The sequence below is a fragment of the Variovorax sp. FW305-3-2-15-B-LB1 genome (assembly GCF_058787635.1).
In genome coordinates, this window is record NZ_JBYSZY010000022.1 from 77,833 (window position 1) to 103,050 (window position 25,218).

The 25,218-nt window shown below is 70.4% G+C and carries 17 protein-coding genes; 9 read left to right on the top strand and 8 right to left on the bottom strand.

From position 1 onward, the window contains the following. Positions 1-50: 50 nt before the first annotated feature. From AC3WQR_RS15935 to AC3WQR_RS15950, 4 genes are all read left to right on the top strand, one after another. The gene (locus AC3WQR_RS15935; protein ID WP_062474298.1) at positions 51-269 is read left to right on the top strand and encodes a hypothetical protein; all 219 of its coding nucleotides are present in this window, start codon (positions 51-53) and stop codon (positions 267-269) included. Then, positions 266-8,476 carry a glycoside hydrolase family 94 protein gene (locus tag AC3WQR_RS15940; RefSeq protein ID WP_492742713.1) on the top strand — a complete coding sequence of 2,737 codons (8,211 nt, stop codon included), beginning with the start codon at positions 266-268 and terminating at the stop codon, positions 8,474-8,476. The genes AC3WQR_RS15935 and AC3WQR_RS15940 overlap by 4 nt, the downstream gene beginning before the upstream one ends. Positions 8,477-8,511: 35 nt before the next feature. Beyond that, the gene (locus AC3WQR_RS15945; RefSeq protein WP_492742715.1) at positions 8,512-9,054 is read left to right on the top strand and encodes a hypothetical protein; all 543 of its coding nucleotides are present in this window, start codon (positions 8,512-8,514) and stop codon (positions 9,052-9,054) included. A 211-nt stretch (positions 9,055-9,265) separates the two neighbouring features. Beyond that, positions 9,266-10,516: an MFS transporter gene (locus tag AC3WQR_RS15950; RefSeq protein ID WP_095949588.1), complete on the top strand. Its 1,251-nt coding sequence runs from the start codon at positions 9,266-9,268 to the stop codon at positions 10,514-10,516. Here the strand turns inward: AC3WQR_RS15950 and AC3WQR_RS15955 are convergent. Next, the gene (locus AC3WQR_RS15955) at positions 10,452-11,450 is read right to left on the bottom strand and encodes a LysR family transcriptional regulator (protein ID WP_492742717.1); all 999 of its coding nucleotides are present in this window, start codon (positions 11,448-11,450) and stop codon (positions 10,452-10,454) included. The two genes, AC3WQR_RS15950 and AC3WQR_RS15955, sit on opposite strands and share 65 nt — an antisense overlap. Positions 11,451-11,498: 48 nt before the next feature. Here AC3WQR_RS15955 and AC3WQR_RS15960 point away from each other — a divergent pair, with 48 nt between their 5' ends. Beyond that, the gene (locus tag AC3WQR_RS15960) at positions 11,499-12,023 is read left to right on the top strand and encodes a GNAT family N-acetyltransferase (RefSeq protein WP_492742718.1); all 525 of its coding nucleotides are present in this window, start codon (positions 11,499-11,501) and stop codon (positions 12,021-12,023) included. Then, the gene (locus AC3WQR_RS15965; RefSeq protein ID WP_492742720.1) at positions 12,010-13,329 is read left to right on the top strand and encodes an MFS transporter; all 1,320 of its coding nucleotides are present in this window, start codon (positions 12,010-12,012) and stop codon (positions 13,327-13,329) included. Before AC3WQR_RS15960 ends, AC3WQR_RS15965 begins: the two co-directional genes overlap by 14 nt. Here the strand turns inward: AC3WQR_RS15965 and AC3WQR_RS15970 are convergent. Next, positions 13,247-14,176 carry a nitrilase family protein gene (locus AC3WQR_RS15970; protein ID WP_492742722.1) on the bottom strand — a complete coding sequence of 310 codons (930 nt, stop codon included), beginning with the start codon at positions 14,174-14,176 and terminating at the stop codon, positions 13,247-13,249. The genes AC3WQR_RS15965 and AC3WQR_RS15970 overlap by 83 nt on opposite strands. A 118-nt stretch (positions 14,177-14,294) precedes the next feature. Between AC3WQR_RS15970 and AC3WQR_RS15975 the strand changes: the two genes are divergently transcribed. Continuing rightward, complete coding sequence (locus AC3WQR_RS15975) at positions 14,295-14,753, top strand: winged helix-turn-helix transcriptional regulator (RefSeq protein ID WP_095746483.1); 459 nt, start codon at positions 14,295-14,297, stop codon at positions 14,751-14,753. Between the two features lie 13 nt (positions 14,754-14,766). On the opposite strand, the gene AC3WQR_RS15980 is transcribed toward AC3WQR_RS15975, so the two are convergent. From AC3WQR_RS15980 to AC3WQR_RS16000, 5 genes are all read right to left on the bottom strand, one after another. Beyond that, entirely contained in the window at positions 14,767-16,092 is a 1,326-nt protein-coding gene (locus AC3WQR_RS15980) for an OprD family outer membrane porin (RefSeq protein WP_492742724.1), read from the bottom strand. A 10-nt stretch (positions 16,093-16,102) separates the two neighbouring features. Next, positions 16,103-17,284, bottom strand: a complete 1,182-nt coding sequence (locus AC3WQR_RS15985) for an acetyltransferase domain-containing protein (RefSeq protein ID WP_492742726.1) — start codon at positions 17,282-17,284, stop codon at positions 16,103-16,105. A 76-nt stretch (positions 17,285-17,360) separates the two neighbouring features. Further along, positions 17,361-18,644 carry an AI-2E family transporter gene (locus tag AC3WQR_RS15990; RefSeq protein WP_492742728.1) on the bottom strand — a complete coding sequence of 428 codons (1,284 nt, stop codon included), beginning with the start codon at positions 18,642-18,644 and terminating at the stop codon, positions 17,361-17,363. Continuing rightward, positions 18,641-19,393: a LytR/AlgR family response regulator transcription factor gene (locus tag AC3WQR_RS15995; RefSeq protein WP_492742730.1), complete on the bottom strand. Its 753-nt coding sequence runs from the start codon at positions 19,391-19,393 to the stop codon at positions 18,641-18,643. Before AC3WQR_RS15995 ends, AC3WQR_RS15990 begins: the two co-directional genes overlap by 4 nt. Continuing rightward, the gene (locus AC3WQR_RS16000; RefSeq protein WP_095747705.1) at positions 19,390-20,463 is read right to left on the bottom strand and encodes a sensor histidine kinase; all 1,074 of its coding nucleotides are present in this window, start codon (positions 20,461-20,463) and stop codon (positions 19,390-19,392) included. Before AC3WQR_RS16000 ends, AC3WQR_RS15995 begins: the two co-directional genes overlap by 4 nt. Before the next feature lie 57 nt (positions 20,464-20,520). On the opposite strand from AC3WQR_RS16000, the gene argH reads away from it, so the two are divergent. Both argH and AC3WQR_RS16010 read left to right on the top strand, forming a co-directional pair. Then, positions 20,521-21,918: an argininosuccinate lyase gene (argH, locus tag AC3WQR_RS16005; protein WP_492742731.1), complete on the top strand. Its 1,398-nt coding sequence runs from the start codon at positions 20,521-20,523 to the stop codon at positions 21,916-21,918. A gap of 33 nt (positions 21,919-21,951) precedes the next feature. Continuing rightward, entirely contained in the window at positions 21,952-23,430 is a 1,479-nt protein-coding gene (locus tag AC3WQR_RS16010; protein ID WP_492742732.1) for a rhomboid family intramembrane serine protease, read from the top strand. Between the two features lie 45 nt (positions 23,431-23,475). Here the strand turns inward: AC3WQR_RS16010 and AC3WQR_RS16015 are convergent, their stop codons facing one another. Next, a complete protein-coding gene (locus AC3WQR_RS16015; RefSeq protein WP_070062216.1) occupies positions 23,476-24,822 on the bottom strand; it encodes an MFS family transporter in 1,347 nt (448 codons plus the stop codon). Between the last annotated feature and the right edge of the window lie 396 nt (positions 24,823-25,218).

The window sequence follows — 25,218 nt, forward strand, 5'->3', positions numbered from 1 at the left end:
TTCTCGCAATCGCGCGGCAGCTCGAAGTCGTTTCACAGGAGCCCGTTGCAATGTCCGTCCCGCAGTCCCTTTCCCATTCTCAGATCGATTTCGTCGGCAGCGATTTCGAAGCCCTGGCTTCCCACATGCACCACTGTGCACGTGCCCACGGGCGATGGTTCTCGCTGCGAAGCCACATGCAACGTGTGCGCGCGCTCGCTGCGGGCCGCATTGTCACGATGGCCTGCGTGGCCGTGGTGTTGGGCATCGGCCTGTTCGCGGTCACTTGAGCGCCGCTGCCGTCGTCGACCGCCTCCAAGGGCTCAGTCACTACGCCCGGACCCTTCTGCTCGGTCCGCACGACCCGGTAGCCCTCCCGATTCGCGCCGAACTCTTCGGCGCCCAACGTTTCGAACAGCACGGCCACAGCCTGGCCCGTGCCCAGGTGGTGGAAGACGAACACCACCGCGCGCGCGAAGGCGCGCCCTTCTTTCCGCGGGTCGACGAAAACCTCGAGTCGCTGCGCGCCGCCTTCGACTACATCGCGCTGATCTCGCTGAGCGGGCGCTATGTGTCGCCGGCGGCCGAATGGCTGCTCGACAACTTCCACCTCGTCGAGGCGCAGCTCCAGCAGATCCATGACGGCGTGCCGCGCAGCTACTACGCGCGCCTGCCCAAGCTCGTCACGCCGCCGCTGGCGGGGCTGCCGCGCGTGTACGGCATTGCGTGGGCCTATGTGGCGCACACCGACAGCGTGCTCAACAAGACGCTGTTCACGGCCTTCCTCAACGCCTACCAGGACATCGACGAGCTCATGCTCGGCGAGCTGTGGGCGCTGCCCACCACCCTGCGCGTGGTGCTGCTCGAAAACCTGCGCCGCGTGGCCGAGCGCATTGCCGAGAACAAGGTCGCGCGCGAGATCGCGCATGCGGCCTGGGACGCGGCGCCGCACCTCTCGGTGCAAGACCTCGACGTGCTCTACCGCGCACTGCAGAGCCACGGCCTGCAGGACAGCTACCTCACCCAGCTGTGGCAGCGCCTGCCCGTCGAGCACGGCGACGACATGCCCGCGCTGGTGCGCTGGACCGAACAGCACTGCCCCAACGGCCCGGCGCTGATCGGCGACGCGCAGAACGCGCAGGCCGCGGCCAACCTCACGGTCGGCAACATCATCACGACCCTGCGCATGATCGGCCAGGTCGAATGGAGCGACCTCATCGAACCGGTGAGCCGCTCGCTGCGCGTGCTGCGCGAACTGCCGAGCTTCGCGAACGAGAGCGAACTCACGCGCCAGCAGATCACGCATGCGATGGAGCAGGTGGCGCGCAGCACCGAACGGCCCGAGCGCGAAGTGGCGCAGGCCGTGGTCACGCTGGCGGGGGGCGCGCCGGCCGACGAAGCCGGTGCCGAGACCGACCGCGCCGACGGCACTGCGGGCTATTACCTCTTCGGCCAGGGCCGGCCCGCGCTGATCGCATCGCTGCAGGCGAACGCAACGCCGGGCCAAGCCACACGCACCGCAAGCACGCGGCCCGCGCGCAGCCATCGCGGCTGGCGCCTGCCTGTCTACGTGGGGTCCGTCGCCCTCGGCACGGCGCTGCTGCTGGCGGCCGTGGTGCACAGCCTGCCGCATCGCGGCGACTGGACCACGGTCGCGGCGTTGCTGCTGCTCGCGTGGCCGCTGTCCGAAGCGCTGATTGCGCTGGCGCAACGCATCATGGCGGAGTCGGTGCGTGTGCAGGCCCTGCCACGCCTCGATTTTGCGAACGGCATTCCCGAACGGCACCGCGCGCTCGTCGTCATGCCCACGATGCTGGGCTCGACCGCGAACAACGCCAGGCTCGCACACCGGCTCGAACTGCACTGGCTCGCCAACCGCGAGACGCACGCGCAGTTCGCGCTGCTGACCGACTGGGCCGACGCGTCGCAAGCGGCGATGCCCGACGACGCGCCCTTGCTCGACGACGCCCAGCAACGCATCGCAGCGCTCAACGCCAAGTACCCGCCAGCAGATGGCACCGCGCCGCGCTTCCTGCTGCTGCACCGTCCGCGCAGCTGGAGCGAGACCGAGCAGCGCTGGATGGGCTGGGAGCGCAAGCGCGGCAAGCTCGAAATGCTGATGCGCCTGCTGGCCAGCGGCGACGCCAGCGGCTTTCTGCCGCTCGCACCGGGCCAGCAGCTCGCGCCCGGCCGCACGCCCTATGTGTTGACGCTCGACAGCGACACGGGCCTGCCGCCCGGCGCGCTGCGCGACCTCGTGTCCATTGCCGCGCATCCGCTGAACGCGCCCGAGATCGACATGCCGAGCCGGCGCGTGGTCGCGGGCTTCGGCATTCTTCAGCCGCGCATCGTCACGCCGTTCCCGATGCGCAGCGAGCGCTCCTTCTTCCACTGGGTGTTCGCCGGGCAGTGCGGGCTCGACCCCTACGGCAGCGGCGCCTCCGACATCTACCAGGACGTGTTCGGCAGCGGCTCCTTCACCGGCAAGGGCTTGCTCAACGTGCGCGCCGTGCACGCCACGCTGAACGACCGCCTGCCCGACAGCGCCGTGCTGAGCCACGACCTGCTCGAAGGCAGCGTCGCGCGCTGCGCGATGGTCAGCGACGTGGTGCTGGTCGAAGACCATCCGCACCATGCCGGCGTGGCCGCCTCGCGCGTGCACCGCTGGGTGCGCGGCGACTGGCAGCTGCTGCCGCTGATGTGGCGCGCGCGCCGTTTCGGCATCGACGCGCTGGGCCTTTGGAAGATGAGCGACAACCTGCGCCGGTCGCTGGTGGTGCCGGCGTCTTTCGCGCTGCTGGTGCTGGTGATCTTCACGCAGGCCATGCCGCTGGGCTGGGCGCTGGCCGCCGTCGGTGCGGCGCTCACGCTGGGCCCCTTGCTGGGCGCGCTGGCCGGCCTGGTGCCGACACGGCGCGCCATCGAGCTGCGCCACTTCTTCGACGCGGGCGCGGTCGAGCTGCTGCGCGCCCTGGCCGGCGCGGCCTGGCAGTTCGTGCAGCTGGCGGCGCAGACGCGCCTGCTGCTCGACGCGGCCTTCCTCGCCACCTGGAGGCTGGTCGTGAGCCGCAGGCACCTGCTGCAGTGGACGACGGCCGACCAGGCGCAGGCGCAATCGAGCCAGCGCCTGAAGCCCTTCGTGCGCAGCGCGGCCCTCAGCAGCGCGGTGTGCCTGGTGCTGGCCGTGCTCGCCAACTGGAGCGCCTGGCCGGTGCTCGGCCCCCTGCTCTTCGTGCTCTGGTCGCTGGCGCCCATCGCGGCCTGGTGGGGCAGCCGTGTCGACGCGCAGGCCGAAGACCCGCTCGCGCCCGCGCAACGCAGCTACCTCGAGACGCTGGCGCACGACACCTGGCGCTTCTTCGAGCACGTGGTCGGCCCGGACGACCACCACCTGCCGCCCGACAACCTGCAGCTCGAACCGCAGCCGACCCTCGCGCACCGCACCTCGCCGACCAACATCGGCATGTACCTGCTGGCCACCTGTTGCGCGCGCGAGTTCGGCTGGATCGACACACAAGCCCTGCTGGCGCGCCTCACGGCCACGCTCGACACCGTCGACCGCATGCACAAGCACAACGGCCACCTGTTCAACTGGTACGACACGCAGACGCTCAAGCCGCTGCCGCCCGACTATGTGTCCAGCGTGGACAGCGGCAACTTCGCGGGCCACCTCGTGGCCGTGGCGCAGGCTTGCCGCGCCTTCGCATCGGAAGCAAGCTGCCAGCCCCACGAAGCCCCCGCACTGGAAGCACTGGCCCGACGCTGCGGCGCGCTGCACGACGGCATGGATTTCAGCGGCCTCTACGACGCCAAGCGCCACCTGTTCCACATCGGCCTGCGCGTCGAGGAGAACGTGCTCGACGCGAGCTACTACGACCTGCTGGCTTCCGAGTCGCGCCTGTTGAGCTTCCTGGCGATTGCCAAGGGCGACGTGCCGCGCCGCCACTGGATGGCGCTGGGCCGGCCGTTCCTTCTGGTGGGCTTCCAGCCCAGCCTGAAGTCGTGGTCGGGCTCGATGTTCGAGTACCTCATGCCCGCGCTCGTGATGACCGAGCCCACCGATGGCCTGCTGCAGGTGGCCAACGCCGCGGCCATCGCCGAGCAGCAGGCCTTCGGCCGCGCGCAGAACATGCCGTGGGGCGTGTCCGAGTCGGCCTACTTCGCGCAAGACCATTCGCTGGCGTACCAGTACTCGCCCTTCGGCGTGCCGCGCCTGGCGCTGCGGCGCACGCCGCCGACCGACCGCGTGGTGGCGCCCTACGCCAGCCTCATGGCCGCGCCGTTCGCGCCCGAAGCGGCGGTGCGCAACCTCGAGTTGCTCGAATCGCTCGGCGCGCGCGGCGAGTTCGGTTTTCACGACGCGATCGACTTCACCACCTCGCGCCAGGCCGAGGGCCAGGACTTCACCGTGGTGCGCAACTTCATGGCGCACCACCAGGGCATGTCGCTGGTGGCGCTGTGCAACGTGCTGCGCGGCGACGCGCCGCGCCGCTGGTTCGGCAGCGCCGCGCTGGTGCAGGCGCACGAGTCGCTGCTGCACGAGCGCACGCCACGCCAGATCATCGGCAGCGCCGACCCGCGCACGCCGCCCGAGCCCAGCCAGGCCGAGCTGGCGCCGCTGTTCCAGCCGCGCGTGGTCGATCCGACGGGGCCGGGCTTCCAGCCCACGCACCTGCTGTCGAACGGCCGCTACACGGTGGCGCTGCGGGCCAACGGCGCGGGCGTGAGCCGCTGGCGTTCGTTCAACGTGACGCGCTGGCGCGACGATCCGCTGCGCGACAGCTACGGCACTTTCTTCTATGTACGCGACGAAGGGAAAGCCGAGCTCACCTCGCTCACCGCCCTGCCCGCGCCCGGTGTCGACTGGCACTACCGCACCCGCTTCCTGGCCGACCAGGTGCAGTTCGATGCGACCGGCCCCGGCCTGCAGGTGCGCACCACGGTGCTCATCAGCCCCGAGGACGACACCGAGCTGCGCCACATCACGCTGCACAACTCGGGCGACGAAACGCGCACGCTCGAACTCGTCTCGTACTTCGAGCCGGTGCTGTCGAACCCCAAGGCCGACGAGGCACATCCGGCCTTTGCCAACCTGTTCGTCGAGTCGCGCTGGGAGCCCACGTGGCGCGCGCTGCTGCTGTCGCGCAAGCCGCGCCTGCATGGCGATGCCGTGGTGGCCGCGGTGCACTTCGTGGCCTCGGTCGATGCCAACGTGCTGTCGATCGACTGCATGACCGACCGGCGCGCCTTCATCGGCCGCAACCGCACGCTGGCCGACCCTGCGCTCGACAGGCAACCGCTCACGGCCCAAGGCAAGCCGGTGAACGGCCTGGACCCCATCGCCTGCTTGCGCGTGCGCCTGTCGATCGCGCCGGGCACCACCGCGCGCCTGAGCTTCGCCACCGCCGCCGACGAAAGCATCGAGGCGCTGATGCCCTGCATCGACCGCTATCTGCAGCCCATGCACGTGGAGCGCGCCACCCGCATGGCGGCCACGCTGGCGCAGGTGCGGCTGCGCGACCTGAGCATCGCGCCCGCGCAGAACCTGGCGCTGCAGGACCTGACGACCATCCTCACCTACACCACGCCGCGCGTGATGCGCGACCGCGGGCTGATCGACCTGCGCCAGATCTGGCGCTTCGGCATCTCGGGCGACAAGCCCATCGTGCTGGTCTACATCCACTCGATGAACGGCATGGGCCTGATCAACACGCTGCTGCGCGCGCAGCCGTGGTGGGGCTTCGGCGGCGTGGCCTGCGACCTGGTGGTGCTCAACAGCGAACCCAACTCGTACCTCATGCCGCTGCAGCGCGAGATCGAGATGCTGCGCACGCGCGTCGCACAGCAGACGCAGAACAGCTTTCCGCGCAACGACACCGCCGGCTTCTACCTCTTGCGCGACCAGGACGTGGTGCCGTCGGAAAAGGCCGCGCTCTCCAGCCTGGCGCGCGTGGTGTTCACGGCCGACGGCCGCGCGCTCGAAGTGCAGGTGGCGGCGCTGCATGAGGCACGCAGCCCGACGATCGCCGACGACAGCAGCGCACCGGTTCAGCACCGCACGCCGCTGTTGAACCGGCAGGCAACCTCGTCGACCCACACAGCCCCCACCGGCGACTTCGACGCCGAGAGCGGCGAGTTCCGCTTCGAGGTCAGCCCCGACCGCCGCACGCCGCGCCCGTGGATCAACGTGATCGCCAACGCCACCTTCGGCTTCCAGGTGTCCGAGTGGGGCACCGGCTACACCTGGGCCGGCAACAGCCGCATGCACCAGGTCACGCCGTGGTCGAACGACCCCGTGCAGGACCCGGCCTTCGAGCACTACCTGCTGCAGGACGTCGCGACGCGCGAGATGCTGCCGCTCACGCCCGCCGGTGGCAGCGATGGCGCCACCCACCACCGCGTGCGGCACGGCCAGGGCTACACCGTCTTCGAGTGCCGCCACGGCGGCCTCGCACTCGAAACCACCTTCTTCGCGGACCGCGACGAGGCCGTCAAGCTGGTGCATGTGCGCGTGCGCAACGAAGGCGCCGGCCAGCGCCGCCTGCGCGCGCTCGCGATGGTCGAGTGGCAACTGGGCGCTGCGCGCGGCGAACGGCGCACCGTGCATTGCTGGAAGCCCGAAGACCAGCCGGCCGTGTTCGGCCAGCAGCGCGAATCGAGCGCGGGCTTCGGCGGCAGCGCGGCTTTCCTGCTGCTCGCAGGCCTGCAGGGCGCGACGACCGGGGCCACGCAATGGACCTGCGACCGCAGCGAGTTCTTCGCCGGCCGCGGCATCGTCGAGGTGCCCAACACGCTGGCACGGCGCGCCGGCAGCGGGCTCGATGCCTGTGCGGCGATTGGCGGCGAGTTCGTCGTGGCGGCGGGCGAAACCGCGCGCTTCAGCTTCGTGCTGGGCCACGCGGGCAATGCCGACGCGGCGCTCGAGCTTGCGCGCCGCTGGCGGCAGCGCGACGTGCCGGAGGCGCTGGCGCAGGTGCGCGGCTTCTGGGACGAGCTGCTGGGCCGCCTGCAGGTGCGCACGCCCGACCCGCTGTTCGATGCGCTGGTCAACCGCTGGCTCGTGTACCAGACGCTGGCGTGCCGGCTCTGGTCGAAGGCCGGCTTCTACCAGGCCGGCGGCGCCTTCGGCTTTCGCGACCAGCTGCAGGACGCGATGGCTTTCGCGCTCACCGACCCGCCGCGCCTGCGCGCGCAGATCCTCGTGAACGCGGCGCGCCAGTTCCCCGAAGGCGACGTGCAGCACTGGTGGCACATGCCCGGCGGCGCCGGCGTGCGCACGCATTTCTCGGACGACCTGCTGTGGCTGCCCTACGCGTCGGCGCACTACGTCGAGGTGACGGGCGACGCCTCGCTGCTCGACGAGATGGTCGGCTTCATCGAAGGCCCCGGCATTCCCGAGGGCGCCGAAGACGCCTACTACGCACCGCAGAACAGCGGCCGCATGGCCACCGTGTTCGACCATGGCGCGCGCGCCATCGACCGCAGCCTGAAGACCGGCGTGCACGGCCTGCCGCTGATGGGCACCGGCGACTGGAACGACGGCATGAACCGCGTCGGCCACGAGGGCCGCGGCGAATCGGTGTGGCTCGCGTGGTTCCTGTGCAGCGTGGTCGAGCGCTTCGCGCCCCTCGCGCAAGCGCGCGGCGAACACGAACGCGCCGCGCGCTGGACCGAAGCACGCACGGGCTGGATCGCCGCGCTGCACGACGCCGGCTGGGACGGCGCCTGGTTCCGCCGCGCCTTCTTCGACAACGGCGCGCCGCTGGGCTCCTCCATCAACAGCGAGTGCCGCATCGACCTGATCGCGCAGGCCTGGTCGGTGCTCTCGGGCGCCTCGGACGCGGCCCACACCGGCCCGGCCATGGCCGCCATCGGCAAGCACCTGCACGACGAGCCAGCCGGCCTGCTGCGGCTGCTGGCGCCGCCTTTTGCCCAGTCGACCCACAACCCAGGCTACATCCAGGCCTACCCGCCGGGCGTGCGCGAGAACGGCGGCCAGTACTCGCACGGCGCCGTGTGGGCGCTGATGGCGCAGGCGCTGCAGGGCGACCATGAAGCGGCGTGGCAAAGCTTCGAAGGCCTGAGTCCGGCCCACCGTTCGCAGCACCCCGCGCGCGGTCCGGTCTACGAGCTGGAGCCCTATGTGATGGCGGGCGACGTCTATGGCGCCGCGCCGTATGTGGGCCGGGGCGGCTGGAGCTGGTACACCGGCTCGGCCGCATGGCTGCACCGCGCGGCCGTCGAGACCTTGCTGGGCCTGAACGTGAAGGGCAGGCAGTTGTCGATGACGCCGCATGTGCCTGCGCACTGGCCGGGCTTCGAGCTCGCGCTGCGGCTCGGCACGCACCGGCTGACGCTGCAATGGGGCACCGTCGAAGGCGCCGCCGCGCCCACGCACCATGTGGCGGTGGGCGAATGGATCGACTGGCAGGCGCTGCCGGCGGATGCGGTGCTGCGGGTCGCTCAAGCGGCAGGCAAGGGGCAGATGACGGCGTAGGTTATGGTCCGGACCCGCTTTCACCCCGCGCATTCATGACCAAAATCCAGTTCCGCCGACGCGTCATCGTCCTGATCCTCCTGTGCGTGGCCGTGGGCGGCGGCGTCGTGCGGCACTACGCGGCGCCCGGCACCACCACGCGCGACATCGCCACGCTGCTGATGGTGCTGTGGGTGCCGATCATCGGCAACGTGATCGGGTGGCTCATCGGCAAGCTGCCGCGCCGCACGCCGAAGCAGGCGCCGCCCGCAGGCTTCGACGCGCTGCCCGAGTTCACGCCGCACCTGGCCGTGGAACTCACCTTCCGCCGCCCCTCCGTGCCGGCGCAGGACGTGCCGCTGGGCCCCGGCGAGTACCGCGGCGCGCTGGTGCTCGATACCGAAGGCTTCTCGGCGCGCTGGCGCGTGCCGCAGGGCACATCGCTCGCGCGCGGCACGCCGGTCTCGCTCGACATCGAATTTCTCTCGCCGGCCGTCGCGCAGCCGAAGTTCGTGCAGGGCACGGCCTTTCGCGTGCTGGTCGACGAATCGTTCGTGGCCGACGGACAGGCGCTGCAGTTGCGCCCTGCCCACACTTAGTCTCGGCAACTCCAAGAAACGGTGATGGCGAAAGGCGCCATCGCCGCCGCCCCGGATGGCTTCAGTCACCAAGGGGGTCGATTGTTCGCCGCAGGGAAACTGTCTACTGCTCCACCGCCCCTTGGTCGCAAGGCGGCCGGCTCGCACACTCCAATGCCCCCTCACCGGCATTGGCGCCTTCATCGCCGATGCGTTCAAGGACTGCATCTCCATGATGAATTCTTCCGGCAGCACCCCCTGCATCGACGACCTGGCGGCGCCCGCGCGCGACGCCGTGGCCGCCCCCACCCGCTCCGCGTGGCTCGCGGTCGGCTCCATCGCCGTCGGCACCTTCGCGATGGTGTCGACCGAGTTCATGCCCATCGGCCTGCTCACCGACATCGCGCGCGGCCTGAACGTGTCGGACGGCACGGCCGGCCTGATGATCACCATGCCCGGCGTGCTCGCCGCCTTCGCCGGGCCGGCGCTGATCGTCGCCTCGGGCCGGCTCGACCGGCGCACGGTGCTGATCGCGCTCACGCTGCTCTTGATCGCCTCGAACCTGCTGGCCGCGTTCGCGCCCAACTTCACGACCATGCTGGTCGCGCGCCTGATGCTCGGCCTGGCCGTGGGCGGCTTCTGGACCTTCGCGCCCGCCGCCGCCACGCAGTTGGTGCCCGACGCCTCGAAGGCACGCGCCATGTCGCTGGTGCTGGCCGGCGTGTCGGCCGCCACGGTGCTCGGCGTGCCCGCGGGCTCGTGGCTGGGCACGATGTTCGGCTGGCGCGCCTCGTTCGCCGTGACCGGCGCGCTGGCCGCGGCCGTGCTGCTGGTGCAGCTGTGGCTGCTTCCCGCGATTCCGCCGCAACGCGCCATCGGTGCGCGCGACCTGCTCACGCCGCTCACGCGCCGCATGGCGCAGGTCGGCCTGCTCGCGGTGCTGTTCTTCATCGCCGGTCACTTCGCGGCCTACACCTACCTGAAGCCGCTGCTGCAGCAGGTGTTCGGCCTGCAGGCCAACGCGGTCTCGACGCTGCTGCTGGTCTACGGCGCAGTGGGCTTCATCGGCACCTTCCTCGGCGGCAGCCTGGTGGCGCGCAGCGTGCGCGGCACCACCCTGCTCGCGGCGCTGATGCTCGCCACGGCGCTGCTGCTGTCGACGCTGATCGGCACCGGCATGGTGGCCGGCGCGGTGGTGGTGGTGATCTGGGGCGTGGCCTTCGGCCTGATCCCGGTGGCGCTCACCGGCTGGATGATGGAAGCCGTGCCCGACGCGCAGGAAGCCGGCCAGGCCCTGCTGGTGACGGGCTTCCAGGTGGCGATCGCCTCGGGCGCGCTGATCGGCGGCCTGATGGTCGACAGCCGCGGCATCTCGCCCACGATGGTGCTCAGCGGCGTGCTGGTGCTGATCGCCGCGCTCATCGTCGGCACGCTGGGCCGCGCACGCGGCGGCGCGGCGCCGCTGGCGGCCATTCCAGAGTAAGGACTCCTAGCGGCGGGCCGGGGTTTTTCCCGGCCCCCACGATCGCCTCGAGCACCGTGCGCAGCGCCTTGTTGAGCGGCTTGTCGCGACGGATCACCACCGCCAGCGTGCGGTGCATGCGCGGGGCCAGGCGGCTGGCCTTCAGCGCCGGGTGGGCGCCGCGCCCCGCCATCGACATGCCGGGCACCAGGCCGTAGCCCAGCCCCGCGGCCACCATCTCCTTCATCGCCTCGACGCTGCCCAGCTCCATCACGGGCTGCGGCTGCAGGCCCTCGGCCGCGAACCAGCGATCGACCAGCTTGCGCGTGTTGGCCGCGGGCTCGAACAGCACCAGCGGCAGCGTCGCGAGGTCGGCCGGCGTGACGCGGGCCTTGAGCGGCGCGAGGTCGGCGCGGCCGATGGCGACGAACTCGTCGTCGCACACGGGGATCACGCTCAGCGAACGCCCGGCCGCGGGCAGCGTGACCAGTGCGAGGTCGATGCTGTTGTCTTCCACCTTGCGCACGTGCTCGTCGGTGTTGCCGGTGCTCACCACCACGCTGAGCGCGGGGAATTCCTCGCGCAACTGGCGCAGCACTGCCGGCAAGAAATACAGGCAGGCCGTGGCGCCCGTGCCCAGCCGCACGCGGCCCGTGACGCCGCGCGCGTGGTCGGCCACCGCGTCGACGGCGTTCTCGACCGCGGCCTCGATCTGCGGCACATGGCGCAGCAGTTCCGCACCAGCCGGCGTGGCCCGCGCGCGCTTGCCGACGCGCTCGATGAGCCGCACGGCCAGCCGTCGTTCGAGCTGGCGTACCTGCAGGCTCACGGCCGGCTGCGACAGGCCGAGCCGGTCGGCCGCGGCGGAGAAGCTGCCGGTGTCGATCACCAGGGCGAAGGTGGCGAGCTGGTCGAGGTTGAGGTTCTTTTCCAAAGTATTCCTTATGCGCTGCATAGGTTGACCAAGCTTCACTTATCGATCCTGGCTCGTCAAGATCGACCCATGTCCTCTCCCACCCTCGCTCTCGCCACGCTCGACATCGCCGATGCCGAGCCCCACCACATGACCCGCGTGCAGGCCATCTACAGCCACTACGTGCAGCACGACCTGTGCTCGTTCGAAGAAGAAGTGCCCGGCGTCGCGCAGATGCAGGCGCGCCGCATCGACGTGCAGGAACGCGGCCTGCCCTACCTCGTGGCGCTGAAGAATGGCGAGGTCGCCGGCTACGCCTACGCCGCCCCCTACCGCGCGCGCTCGGCCTACCGGCACACGGTGGAAGACTCGATCTACGTCGCGCCCGACATGCACGGCCACGGCATCGGCACGGCGCTGCTGCAGGCGGTGATCCACCGCTGCACCGAGGCCGGCTTCACGCAGATGGTCGCGTGCATCGGCCACAGCGGCAACGCGGGCTCGCAGCGGCTGCACGCGCGCCTGGGCTTCGAGACGGTCGGCGTGCTGCGCCACGTCGGCTTCAAGTTCGGCCAGTGGGTCGACACCGTGCTGATGCAGCGTGCACTGCGCTGACCTCACCCCGGCGGTGCCGCAGCGCGGATGGCTCGCGCTGCTGTGCGCGAGCCGGCTGCTGCAGGGAATGATCGTCACCGCCTACTCGGGCGTGCTGCCGTTCATGCGCGACGACTGGCAGATGACGGCCGCGCAGGCTGGCTCGATCCAGAGCGCCTGGCACGTGGGCTACATGAGCTCGCTGTTCGCCGTGGGCCTGCTGGCCGACCGCTTCGGCCCGCACCGCATCTTCGCGGTCGGCGGCGCGATCGGCGCGGCCGCCTCGCTGGCCTTCGCCCTCTTCGCACACGACCACCGTTCGGCCCTGCTGCTGTACGGCCTGGCAGGCCTGTGTGCGGGCGCCTCGTACACGCCGGGGCTGCAGCTGCTGTCGCTCAACGCCGGGCCGGCGGTGCGCGGGCGCGCGATGGGCCTCTTCCTCGGCGCGGCGTCGATGGGCTATGCGCTGTCGCTCGCCGTCGTGGCGGGGTTCAGCGTGGTGGCGCACTGGCGCACCGGGCTGCTGGTGGCGGCGGGCTGCACGGTGATGGGCGTGCTGCTGGCCCAGCTCGCACTGCGACGCATGGCACCGCCTGCGCCACGGGTCGCCGGCGCGCCGCGCGAAGGCGTGCTGCAGGCGCTGAACGCGACCGTGCGCGACCGGCCCGCGATGGCCGGCAACTGGGCCTACGCCTTCCACTGCTGGGAACTCATGGCGCTGTGGGCCTGGCTGCCCGCCTACCTCATGGCCTCGTCCCGCGGCGGCGCGACCGCGTGGCCGGCCGCGGGCATCGCGCTGGCGGCGTTCGCGCACCTCGTGAGCGTGTTCGGCAGCGTGGTGGGCGGCGCGGCCTCCGACCGGCTGGGCCGCGCGCGCGTGATGATGGTCGCCACCCTCGCGAGCCTGAGCCTGTCGTTCGCCTTCGGCTGGATGTGGACCTGCCCGCTGTGGGCGCTGGCCGCGATGGCGGCGCTGTACAACCTGCTGGCCATCGCCGATTCGTCGGTCTACTCGACCGCGCTGGCCGACGTGGTGGCGCCGCGCCGGCTCGGCGTGGCGTTCTCGGTGCGCTCGGTGATGGGCTTCGGCGCGGGCGCGCTCAGCCCGTGGGTGTTCGGGCTGGCGCTCGACTGGGGGCAGGCGCGGTTCGGCTTCGGCAGCACGTACGCGTGGGTCGCGGCGTGGAGCTCGGTCGGGCTCGGGGCGCTGCTCGGGCCGTGGATGATCGTCCGTTTTGCCCGCCTTAGCGCGGCAGTGCCTGCGCCCCGCGATAGCCCAGCATCGCGTCGTACAGATCGGTTCGCCGGTCGCGGTGCAGGTCGTTGAGCGGCGTCCAGATCGGCGCCGAACGCGCGGCGCCCAGGTCGACGTCGGCATAGAGGATGGTCTCTTCCTCGGGCCCGGCGATGCGCCCCATCGGCCAGCCGTTGGTGCCCGCGATCAGCGAGTTGCCCATGAAGCCCGTGCCGCGCTCGCGGCCCACGCGGTCGGCGGTGGCGATGAAGACGTTGTTGGCGTGCGCAGCCGTCATCGTCAGGTAGGCCGCCATGCACACGCCGCTGGCGTCGTACAGCGGTGGCGGCGTCCAGACCCAGCCCGTGGGCACGCAGATGATGTCGGCGCCCTGCTGCGCCACGATGCGCGGCGCTTCGGGAAACCAGATGTCCCAGCACACGAGCAGGCCGATGCGGCCGATCTTCGTCTCGAACACCGGGTAGCCCTCGTTGCCGGGCGTGAACCACAGCTTCTCGTTGTTCCACAGGTGCGTCTTGCGGTAGCGGCCGATGTAGCCCTCGGGGCCGACGAGCACGGCGGTGTCGAACAGCTGCATGCCGTCCTGCTCGGCCAGGCAGCCGACGAGGTACACGCCGTGCTGTGCCGCGAACGTGACCCAGCCCTGCACGGTGGGGCCGTGCGGCACGGGCTCGGCGTGGGCGAAGGCCTCGGCGCGGCCGCTGAAGCAGTAGCCGGTGGTCGCCAGCTCGGGCAGCACGATGAGCTGCGCGCCGCCGGCCACCGCAGCTTCGAGCTGTTGGCGCACGGCAGCGGCGTTGCGCGCGAGGTTCTCGACGCCGACCTGCGGGTCGAACTGCACGACGGCCACGCGCACGGGGCTGGCGCGCAAGCCGGGCACGGCGTCGCCGCCGGAGGGAATGTTTGCTGGGACAGTCATGGCCATTTCAGGTTTCAAATTAAAACCATTCGGATGCTAGTCGCATCGGTTTTAATTTGCAACCAATCCAACGCTACGGTCTAATCCCGCCATCCCAGGGACGCACAGGAAACACACGATGGCCAGGAGAAAAAGTCTGAGGTTCGACGCCTGCCCGATGGCGCGCGCGCTCGAGATCGTCGGCGACCAGTGGTCGCTGCTGATCGTGCGCGACGCCTTCGACGGCATGCGGCGCTTCGGCGAGTTCCAGCAGAGCCTGGGCGTGGCCAAGAACATCCTGGCCGACCGGCTGAAGTGGCTGGTGCAGGAAGGCGTGTTCGACCTCGTGCCGGCCTCGGACGGCTCGCTCTACCAGGAGTACGCGCTGACGGCCAAGGGCCGCGGCCTGTTTCCCGTGGTGGTCGGCCTGCGGCACTGGGGCGAGGCGAACCTGTTCGCGCCCGGCGAGCCGCATTCGGTGCTGCTGGAGCGCGAAAACGGTGAGCCGGTAGCGCCAATCGACCTGCGCACGCGCGACGGCCAGCCGCTCGACCCCGCCGCGACCTTCGTGAAGAAGCTGCCCGTCACGGCCCCCTGACAGCGCCGCCCGCTCAGTCGTTGCCGATCGGGTACTCCAGCGCGACGCGGATCTGGCGCGTGTTGAGTTCGGCCTGCGCCTTGTTGTTGCGGTGCTCGCCGTAGCGCAGCAGAAGGGCCAGGCCCTTGGCGCTGCCTTGCTGGACCGTGTAGCGCAGCCACAGGTCGCGCTCCCAGTGCCGGCCGCCCTGCCCGTAGCCCAGCCATGCGTAGCCTCCGCGCGGCGGCACCCGGCTGCCGTCGATGCCACTGCCGCGGATGTAGGCCGCGCCCAGGCTCAACCCGGGCGCTCCCCAACGCGCGGCATCCACTTCGTACCGCAGCTGCCACGACCGCTCGTGCGGCGCATTGAAGTCGGACAGCTGCGCCGCATTGCCGAGCCAGACGGCGCCGCGCGTCACGTAGTCGAACGGCGTGTCGCCCGCGACCTTCTGCCAGCCCAGGCCCACACGGTGGGGGCCGTGGGCGTAGCTGGTCATGAGGCTCGCGGTGGTGTTGTCCACCGGGCCGGCCAGCGCACGGCCCGTGTCCTTGCTGCGGTACACCTGCAGGTCGAAGGACAGTGCGCGTTTCTCCGGGAGCGGCACCGTGTACTGGGCGCCCAGGTAGCCGGTGCGCCAGGTGTCCTTCAGGCGTGCGACATAGGCCGTGAGCGACAGCGAAGCGCTGCCCTTCCAGGTGCCGCCGGCAAAGTCGAACACGTCGCCGCGCGGTGACTTCGGGTCGAGGTAATTGACGATCAACGGGTGGTTCGTGCCGCGCGCATGGCGGTCGGTCGACCCGGTGAAGCGGCCGGCCTGCAGCGTGAGCGTGTCGAACTCGCGGCTCGTCAGCAGCCAGCCGCGCATGGTCTCGGGCAGCAGGCGGGAATCGGACGCGCTGAAGACCGCCGTCTTGACGCGTTGCTCACCCACCGTCAGCACGGTGGCGGAGATGCGCGCCTTCAGCGCCACGCCGCCGCGCGCGATGCCGTGCTGCGCGTAGCCCGCGCCGTCCACCGGCAGCATGCGGATCTTGCCGACGCGCAGATCGTCGCCGTCGAGGCTGCGCGCGAGCGAGGCATGCGCGTCCACGCCGAAGCCGATCCAGCCCGGCGTGAAGCCGGACGCGAGGGTGCCCATGACGCCGTAGCCCCACTCCTGCGCGTAGTCGCTGCGCCGCGCCCGGGGCAGCGAGGCATTGCGCCCGCCGTTGCTGCGATCGCCGTGCAGGTAGCTCCGGTGCTCGTACACGCTGCGCTGGAGCACGCGCCAGCGCGTGTCCTCGACGAAGCCGCCACCTTCGGCCGCGAGGGCGGACGTGCCCAGCATCGCGAGGGCCGCGCCGCAGACCCGCTTCATCGCCGGCCCTTCACAGGTACTTGAGCCACGCGATGTCGCGGCGCCGTGCCTTCAGGGCGGCGAAGGCGCGCACCGCCGGATACAGCGCAAAGGCCAGCACCCCGGTGACCAGCCACACCATCCAGACGGCGTCGAAGCCGAACAAGCGGCCCTGATTGGGGCCCCAGACCGCCTCGGCCCCCAGGTAGAGGAACTTGAGCACGTACAGGTGCAGCACGTAGAAGAACATGGGCGCCGCGCCGAACACGGCCAGCGGTGCGAGCCAGGCCGCGCCCTGCCGGCGCTCGAACAGGCGCAGCAGCCACAGCCCCGCGCCGAGCGTCAGCGCGATGAACAGCAAGGACGGCGGGTACTTCGTGACGTTGAGGAAGGCCATCACGGTCGTCAGCGCGCTGTCGCCTGCTGCCCAGGGCTTGTCGCCGTAGGCATTGAGTGCGCGCAGCACCACGAAGCCAATGAGCAGGCCCACGGCCCACGCGAGCAGCCGCCGCTGGCGCTGCGGCGCATCGGCGCCGGGCAGGAACCACGGCCCGGCGACATAGCCCAGCGCGATCACGCCGATCCACGGCAGCAGCGGGTACGACGTGCGCAGCCTCAAGGCGTCGGACACCTCGATCCAGCCCCGGTCATGCAGCACGGCCCAGGGCACGTGCAGCACATGGCCGACGGGAAAGTGCACGCCGTCGAGCAGGTTGTGCCCCGCCACCAGCACCACGCCCAACACGACCAGCGCCCGGCGCGGCAGCCACACCAGCGCCGACAACGCCAGCATCGACAGCCCGATCACCCAGATCACCTGCAGGAACACGGTGGCCAGCGGGAACTGGAAGGTCCACGCAAAGTTGACGACCGTGACCTCCAGCAACACGAGGAACAGGCCCCGTTTCCACAGGAACGAGGACGCCGCCGCGCGGCCGTCCGCCTGCTTCGCACCATAGAGAAAGGCCGACAGCCCGGTCAGGAACACGAACACCGGCGCGCACAGGTGCGCCAGCAGGCGGCCGAAGAACAGCGCCGGCGGCGTCTGCGCCACGAGCATCGGGTCGGGCACCTGGTGGTGCAGGTAGAAGGTCTCGCGCACGTGGTCCAACAGCATGAACAGGATCACGAGGCCGCGCAGCGCGTCGATGGAGAGCAGCCGGGCCGGGGCGCCGGCCCCGGGTGGCAAGGAAGCGGATGAAACGTCGGGCATTTAATTATTGCGAATTGATTCGCAATAATTTACAGCATCGGACGATGCCCCCTCCTGAAGGGTTTGAAGGGCCGGTTTATTCGCCGAGCAGTTCGCCGATCGGCTGCAGGTCTTCCACCCGGTCGCAGATCGACTTGATGACCATGGTGATCGGGATGCCCAGCAGCAGGCCCCAGATGCCCCACAGCCAGCCCCAAAAGATCACGCCCACGAACACCGCCACCGGGTTCATGCGGCTGGTGCGGCTGGTGAGCCAGGGCATCAGCAGGTTGCCGACCACCGTGTGGATGGCCAGCGAGACGCCGCCCACCAGCAGCGCCATCTCGATGCTGCTGAACTGCAGGAAGGCCATGAGCCCCGCCGCCACCAGCACGATCACCGAGCCGATGTACGGAATGAGGTTGGTGACGGCCGCGATGATTCCCCACACGGCCGCGTTCTCCACGCCGAGCAGCCAGAACGCCAGGCCGGTGGTCAGCCCCACCAGCCCGCTCACCAAAATCTGCACCAGCAGGTAGCGTTCGATGTTGCGCGTGATGTCGTCCAGCACGTGCACCGTGACCTTCTTCTTCTGCAGGCTGGGCCCGGTGATCTTGATGAGCTTGCGCCGGAAGGTGTCGCCCGAGCACAGCGCGAAGTAGGTGAGGAAGGCCACCAGCGTGAGCTGCCCCATGGCGTTGAGCAGGCCGACCGTGCCGCTCACCAGGTAGTCGCGCACGTTGAAGCCCGGCCGCTCGATCACGACGCGCGCCACGCCCTTGCGCGAGGCGACGCGCGCGGAGTTTTCCTCGGCCGCCTTCTCGAGCTGCGCGGCGGCCTGCTGCACGCTGTCCAGCGGCGTGGCGCTGGCGTTCTTATCGCGGCGCATGGCCTGGCCGAGCTTCTGCGCGGCGACCGGCAGCGAGTCGAGCAGCTGCGAGGCGCTGCCCGAGAGCGAATAGCCCGTCCACCCGAGCCCGCCGAACAGGCCCAGCAGGATCGCCGCCGCGCCGATCCAGCGCGGCACGTACCAGCGGTGCAGGCGCTCGACCAGCGGCGACAGCGCGTAGTTCAGCAGCAGGCTCAGCATCAGCGGCACGAACACGGCCTGGCCCCAGCGCAGCGCGAAGACGCTGGCGAGCACGGCCAGCACCACGAGCGAGGCGCTGCGCACGTCGACCGGCATGTGCAGCACGAAGCGCCTGCGCAGGGCGGAGGTGGCCTCTTCGGCGGTCGCGCTCGCCTCGACCGGCGCAGCGGGCTCGACGGGTTCGACCGGCGGCGGCGGCGCCGGAGCGGGTGCAGGCGCAGGCGGCGGCTCATCCGCAGCCACCGGCCGTTCAGGCGCCGGCTTCGGGCCGGCCGGGGTGTCGTCGGTCATCGCGATTCCTTCAGCATCTCGCGCACCGCGGCCAGCTGGCGGCGCGACACCGCCACGGGCTCGGGCACCGAATCGAGCCGCAGCGCCCAGCCATCAGCGTCCTCGCCGTCGTCGTAGCGCTCGAGCGCGCGGATGGCCGAGCGCGCCACCAGCGCATTGCGGTGCACGCGCAGGAAGCGGTTCGGGTAGCGCTCCTCGAAATCGTTCAGCGAGCCATCGAGGATGTGGCTGCGCGTGGCGGTGCGCACCGTGAGGTACTTGTATTCGGACTTGAGGTACAGCACCTCGGACAGTGGCACGCGCTCGGCGCGGCCCCGGTCCTGGATCAGCACGCACTCGGGAGTGGCCTCGGGGGCCGGCTGGGTGGCGCGGCGCTCCTTCAGGAAGCGTTCGACCTTCTGCAGCGCCTGCTGCAGCCGCTCGGCGCGCACGGGCTTGGTGAGGTAGTCGACCGCTTCCAGCTCGAAGGCGGTGACCGCATGGCTCGCATGCGCCGTCACGAACACCACGGCCGGCGCGTCGGGCCGGTGGCGCAGCGCGCGCGCCACCTCGATGCCGTCGATGCCGGGCATGTGCACGTCGAGCAGCACCAGGTCGAGGTCCATCGCGGCCAGGTGCGCCAGCGCCTCCTCGCCCTGCGCGGCCTCGGCCGTCACCTCGGCGGCGGGCGAGGTGCAGTCGCGCAGCAGCGTGCGCAGGCGCGAGCGGGCCAGGGCTTCGTCGTCAACGATCAGGGTCTTGAGGCTCATGATTCGGCGGGGATGGCAATGCGTACGCGGTAGTTCTTCTGGTCCATGCCGGCGCTGAACTGCATCTGCATGTCGTGCAGCAGGCGCAGCCGCTCGCGCACGTTGTCCAGGGCGATGCCGTGGCCGCGCGGCAGCGGCTCGTCGGCCCAGCGCAGCGGCGGCAGGCTGTTGACCACCTCGATCACGACCATGCCGCCGCGCCGCTCGGTGCGGATGCGCAGCTTGCCGCCCTCGGGGCTGGGCTCCACGCCGTGCTTGATGGCGTTCTCGACCAGCGGCTGCAGCAGGAGCGGCGGCAGGCGCGCGTCGCTGGCAGCGGCATCGAGGTCCCAGCGGATGCGCAGGCGCTCGCCGAAGCGCACCTGCTCGATGGCCAGATAGCGCTCGGCCAGCGCGATCTCGTCGGCCAGCGTGCCCGATTCGCCGGGCACGGTGAGCGCCTGGCGGAACAGCTCGGCCAGGTCTTCGAGCATGGTCTCGGCCTTGGCCGGCTCCTCGCGCACCAGCGCGATGGCGCTGTTGAGCGTGTTGAACAGGAAGTGCGGGCGGATGCGCGACTGCAGCTCTTCGAGCCGGGCCGTGGTGGCGGCCGGCGTCTGGCCGCGCGCGCGCAGCACCATCGCCGCCATCACCAACCCCGCGAACAGCGCGCCGGCCAGCGCGCTGGCCAGCCAGGGGGCGCTGGCGATCACGCCCGTCAGGCGCAGCAGGCCGCAGCCATAAAGAGAGGCCACGGCGCCCAGCACGGCGCCCGCGGCGTACTGCCCCGGGGGCGGCAGGCGCCGCAATTGCTTCTTGAGCCCGCAGGCCGCCACCAGCCACAGCAGCGTGGCGGGCAGCGCGCCGCCGGTCACCGTGGCCGCCTGCACCAGCCATTCGCCGAAGGTGCCGACCACGAACAGCGTGGCCACCGCCACCACCGCCTCGACGAACACCACGGTGCGCAGCACCACGCCGATCTGGCAGGCGTCGAACAGCGCCGGGCCGCCGCGCACAGGCGCGCGCGCACGTTCCGGGGACGAAGCGGACGTGGAGGGGGAGCTGGCCGATAAAATCGCCGGGTTGCGCATCGCAGACATCAGATCCATCGGGTGACCAACCCATTATTGCCTTCCTGGACGGCTCCCATGACCCAAAACCAACTCGACAAGAAATCCGAAGCCTGGTCGGCCCTGTTCTCCGAACCGATGAGCGACCTGGTGAAGCGCTACACCTCCAGCGTCTTCTTCGACAAGCGCCTGTGGCAAGCCGACATCGAGGGCTCGCTGGCGCACGCCGGCATGCTCGCGGCCCAGGGCATCATCAGCGTGCAGGACCACGCCGCCATCGAGCGCGGCATGGCGCAGATCCGCGGCGAGATCGAGGCCGGCAGCTTCGAATGGAAGCTCGACCTCGAAGACGTGCACCTGAACATCGAGGCCCGCCTGACCCAGCTGGTCGGCGACGCCGGCAAGCGCCTGCACACCGGCCGCAGCCGCAACGACCAGGTCGCCACCGACGTGCGCCTGTGGCTGCGCGGCGAGATCGACCTCATCGGCGACCTGCTGGTCGAGCTGCAGAAGGCGCTGGTCGACATCGCCGAGAAGAACGTCGAGGTGATCCTGCCCGGCTTCACCCACCTGCAGGTGGCCCAGCCCGTGAGCTTCGGCCACCACATGCTGGCCTACGTGGAAATGTTCAGCCGCGACGCCGAGCGCATGGGCGAGGTGCGCAAGCGCGTCAACCGCCTGCCGCTGGGCGCCGCCGCCCTGGCCGGCACCAGCTACCCGCTGGACCGCGAGCTCGTGGCGCGCACCCTGAAGATGGACAGCGTCTGCCAGAACAGCCTGGACGCCGTGAGCGACCGCGACTTCGCGATCGAGTTCACCGCCGCCGCCAGCCTGTGCATGGTGCACGTGAGCCGCCTGAGCGAAGAGCTCATCATCTGGATGAGCCAGAACTTCGGCTTCATCAACATCGCCGACCGCTTCACCACCGGCTCGTCGATCATGCCGCAGAAGAAGAACCCCGACGTGCCCGAGCTGGCGCGCGGCAAGACCGGCCGCGTGGTCGGCCACCTGATGGCGCTCATCACGCTCATGAAGGGCCAGCCGCTGGCCTACAACAAGGACAACCAGGAAGACAAGGAGCCGCTGTTCGACACCGTCGACACGCTCAAGGACACCCTGCGCATCTTTGCCGAGATGATCGGCGGCATCACCGTGAAGCCGCAGGCCATGGAAGCCGCCGCGCTGCGCGGCTACGCCACCGCCACCGACCTGGCCGACTACCTCGTGAAGAAGGGCCTGCCCTTCCGCGACGCGCACGAGACCGTGGCCCACGCCGTGAAGGCCGCCACCTCGCACCAGGTCGACCTGTCGGAGCTGCCGCTGTCGGTGCTGCAGCAGTTCAATCCGAACATCGAGAAGGACGTGTACGACGTGCTGAGCCTGCGCGGCTCGCTCAACGCCCGCAACGTGCTGGGCGGCACCGCGCCCGTGCAGGTCAAAGCGCAAGTCGCCCGCCACCGCGCCCGCCTGGGCTGAGGCCCGCGGCCACATCCACGAGGGCCGCGCTTCATGTTCTACGCCATCCCGCTCGAAAACAAGCCGAGCTGGCGCAACCCGCCGTGGATGACGGTGCTGCTGATCCTCCTGAACATGCTCGTGTTCTGGGGGCCGCAGCGCAGCGAAGAAAACGGCCGCGAGCGCGCGGCGCAGTTCTACGTGCAGAGCGTGCTGCCCGAACTGGAGCTGCCGCCCTTCGTCGAGTGGCTCGAAAAAACCGACCCCAAGCGCGGCAAGCTGGCGCGCCGCATGCTGGCGCATGAAGAGGCCTACCCGCAGTTGCTCGAAGGCCTGCAGAACGACCAGCCCTTCCTGAAGAAACTGCGCGCCGACCAGGTCGTGACGCCCGCGAACCCGCGCTTCGACGAATGGCAGCGCGACCGCCGCCAGTACGAGGCGATGCTGCCCGCGCCGTTCACCGCGCGCTGGTCGCAGGACTACGGCAAGGACGCCGAGTTCAAGCCCTGGACCTGGCTCACCGCCACCTTCCTGCACGGCAGCACGGGCCACCTGCTGGGCAACATGCTGTTCCTCTTCCTGTTCGGCTTCTCGGTCGAGCTGGCGCTGGGGCGCGGCACCTACCTGAGCTTCTACCTGCTGGGCGGCGTGGGCTCCGCGCTGCTGGCCGGCTGGGCCTATGCGGGCAAGGGCGGCTACGGGCTGGGGGCCTCGGGCGCGATCTCGGCGCTGATGGGCATGTACGCCGTGATGTACCGGCTGCGGCGCATCCGCTTCTTCTACCAGCTGTTCTTCTATTTCAACTACGTCACGGCGCCCGCCCTGCTCTTGCTGCCGGCCTGGATCGCCAACGAGCTGGTGCAGCACTGGATCGGCGGCCAGGGCATCGCCTACATGGCCCACCTGGGCGGCCTGCTGACGGGCGCGGCGCTGATGGCCGGCGCCATGTGGCTGGGCCGCGTGAAGACGCCCGAGACGGTGAAGTCGGAAATGGTGACCGACGACCACCGCTTCGACCAGCACGTGGCCGCCGCGCGCAAGCTGTCGGCGGCCATGAAGTTCGAGCCCGCGTGCGTTGAATGGCGCGCCGCCGCCGCCCTGCGCCCCGGCGACACCGACACGCTGCGCGCCTGGTTCCACACCGCGCGCCTGCAGCCCGCGAGCGACGACTTCCACCAGGCCGCGCGCCGCATCTTCCGCCTGCCCGCCACCGACGCCGACACGCTGGCGCTGCAGCACGCCAGCTTCACGACCTACCTCGACCAGGCCAAGCCGGGCGTGCGCCTGAAGCCCGACGACATGGCCCGGCTGGCGCGCCGCTTCGCGCGCATCCGCCAGTTCGGCGACGCCGACAAGCTCTGCCGCATCCTGCTGAAGACCGCGCCCGACCACCCCGAGCTGGCCGACACGCTCTCGGTGTGCGCCAACGGCCTGCTGCATGCGGGCGAACGCGATCGCGCCCTGGGCCTGCTGCCGCACCTGCTGCGGCTGGCGCCCAACGACATGGTCACGCGCGCGTTGCAACGCACGTAAAAAACCCGGCGCAAGGCCGGGTTCGTTGATGAAGCGCCGCTGCGCTTACTTGTCGTTGTGCAGGTAGGTGGCCTGCTTCGGCAGCAGCAGGCTGACCAGGAAGGCCACGCCCATCATCGCCGTCACGTACCAGTAGAAATACGACTCGTGGCCGATCGACTTCAGGCCCAGCGCCACGTACTCGGCGCTGCCGCCGAAGATGGCATTGCCCACCGCGTACGACAGGCCCACGCCCAGCGCGCGCACTTCGGGCGGGAACATCTCGGCCTTCACGATGCCGCTGATCGAGGTGTAGAAGCTCACCACCGCCAGGGCCAGCGTGATCAGCACGCCGGCCATCAGCGGGCTGCTCACGCTTTGCAGGTTGCTCAGCACGGGCACCGTCATCAGCGCGCCCAGGGCGCCGAACAGCAGCATGTTGCTGCGCCGGCCGATGCGGTCCGACAGCGCGCCGAACAGCGGCTGCATGCACATGTACAGGAAGAGGCACGCCGTCATCACGTTGCTGGCCGTCTTGATCGACATGCCGGCCGAGTTCACCAGGTACTTCTGCATGTAGGTGGTGAAGGTGTAGAAGATCAGCGAGCCGCCGGCCGTGTAGCCCAGCACCACGAGGAAGGCGCGCTTGTGGTGCTTGAACAGTTCCGCGACGCTGCCGGCGCCCTTGGCGGCGCGGGTCTTGGTGCTGGCCGTTTCGGTCAGCGTGCGGCGCAGCATCAGCGCCACGACGGCGGCCAGGGCGCCCAGCACGAAGGGAATGCGCCAGCCCCAGGCCTTGAGCTCGGCCTCGGTGAGCAGCTGCTGCAGCACCACCACGGCCACCACGGCCAGCAGCTGGCCGCCGATCAGCGTGACGTACTGGAACGACGAGAAGAAGCCGCGCTGGCCGCGCATCGCCACTTCGCTCATGTAGGTGGCGGTGGTGCCGTACTCGCCGCCGACCGACAGGCCCTGCAGCAGGCGCGCGGCCAGCAGCAGCGCGGGCGCCCAGGCGCCGATCTGCGCGTAGGTGGGCAGGCAGGCAATGACCAGCGAGCCGACGCACATCATGACGACCGAGGTCACCATCGACGTCTTGCGGCCCTTGCGGTCGGCCAGCCGGCCGAACAGCCAGCCGCCGATCGGGCGCATCAGGAAGCCGGCGGCGAACACGCCGGCGGTGTTCAGCAGCTGGACCGTCGGGTCCGACTTGGGGAAGAACGAGGGCGCGAAGTAGATCGCGCAGAAGGCGTAGACGTAGAAGTCGAACCACTCCACCAGGTTGCCGGACGAAGCGGCAAAGATGGCGAAGATGCGCTTGCGCTTTTCCTCGAAGGTGTAGGGGGTGGTGTCGCGGGTCGCGTCCGGGCTGGAAGCGCCGGCGCTCGTGCTGCTGCTGGCAATGGCGGTCATGCGGGGGGTCCTTGTCTCTGGCTGCAGCCCCCGCGAAGCCCGCGGAAAGCCGTGCCGGGGAGTCTGGTCCGCCGGGGGCGCGCTGTCGTCCGTAGGGCCCCCGCCGCGGGACTGCGTACCGGTACGCAGGGGTAAACCCTAAGTTCTAGCCAGGAGTTCGGGCGCCTTCAGGGCGACGCTCCCGCCGACGGGGCACCTTGCTCCGCGAATGTCCCCCGGGCTTCGCCCTCCTCCTTGATTTCGCTGCGCAAGGCGCCCCATCGGCGTGAGCGTGTTCAGTGCAGTCGTTGATCGGCGAGCACCCGCAGCGTGCCTTGTGCCCAGGCCACCGGGTGCTTCCCGCAGCGAAATCAAGGAGGAGGCCGCAGGCCGGGGGACATTCGCGGAGGGAAGTAC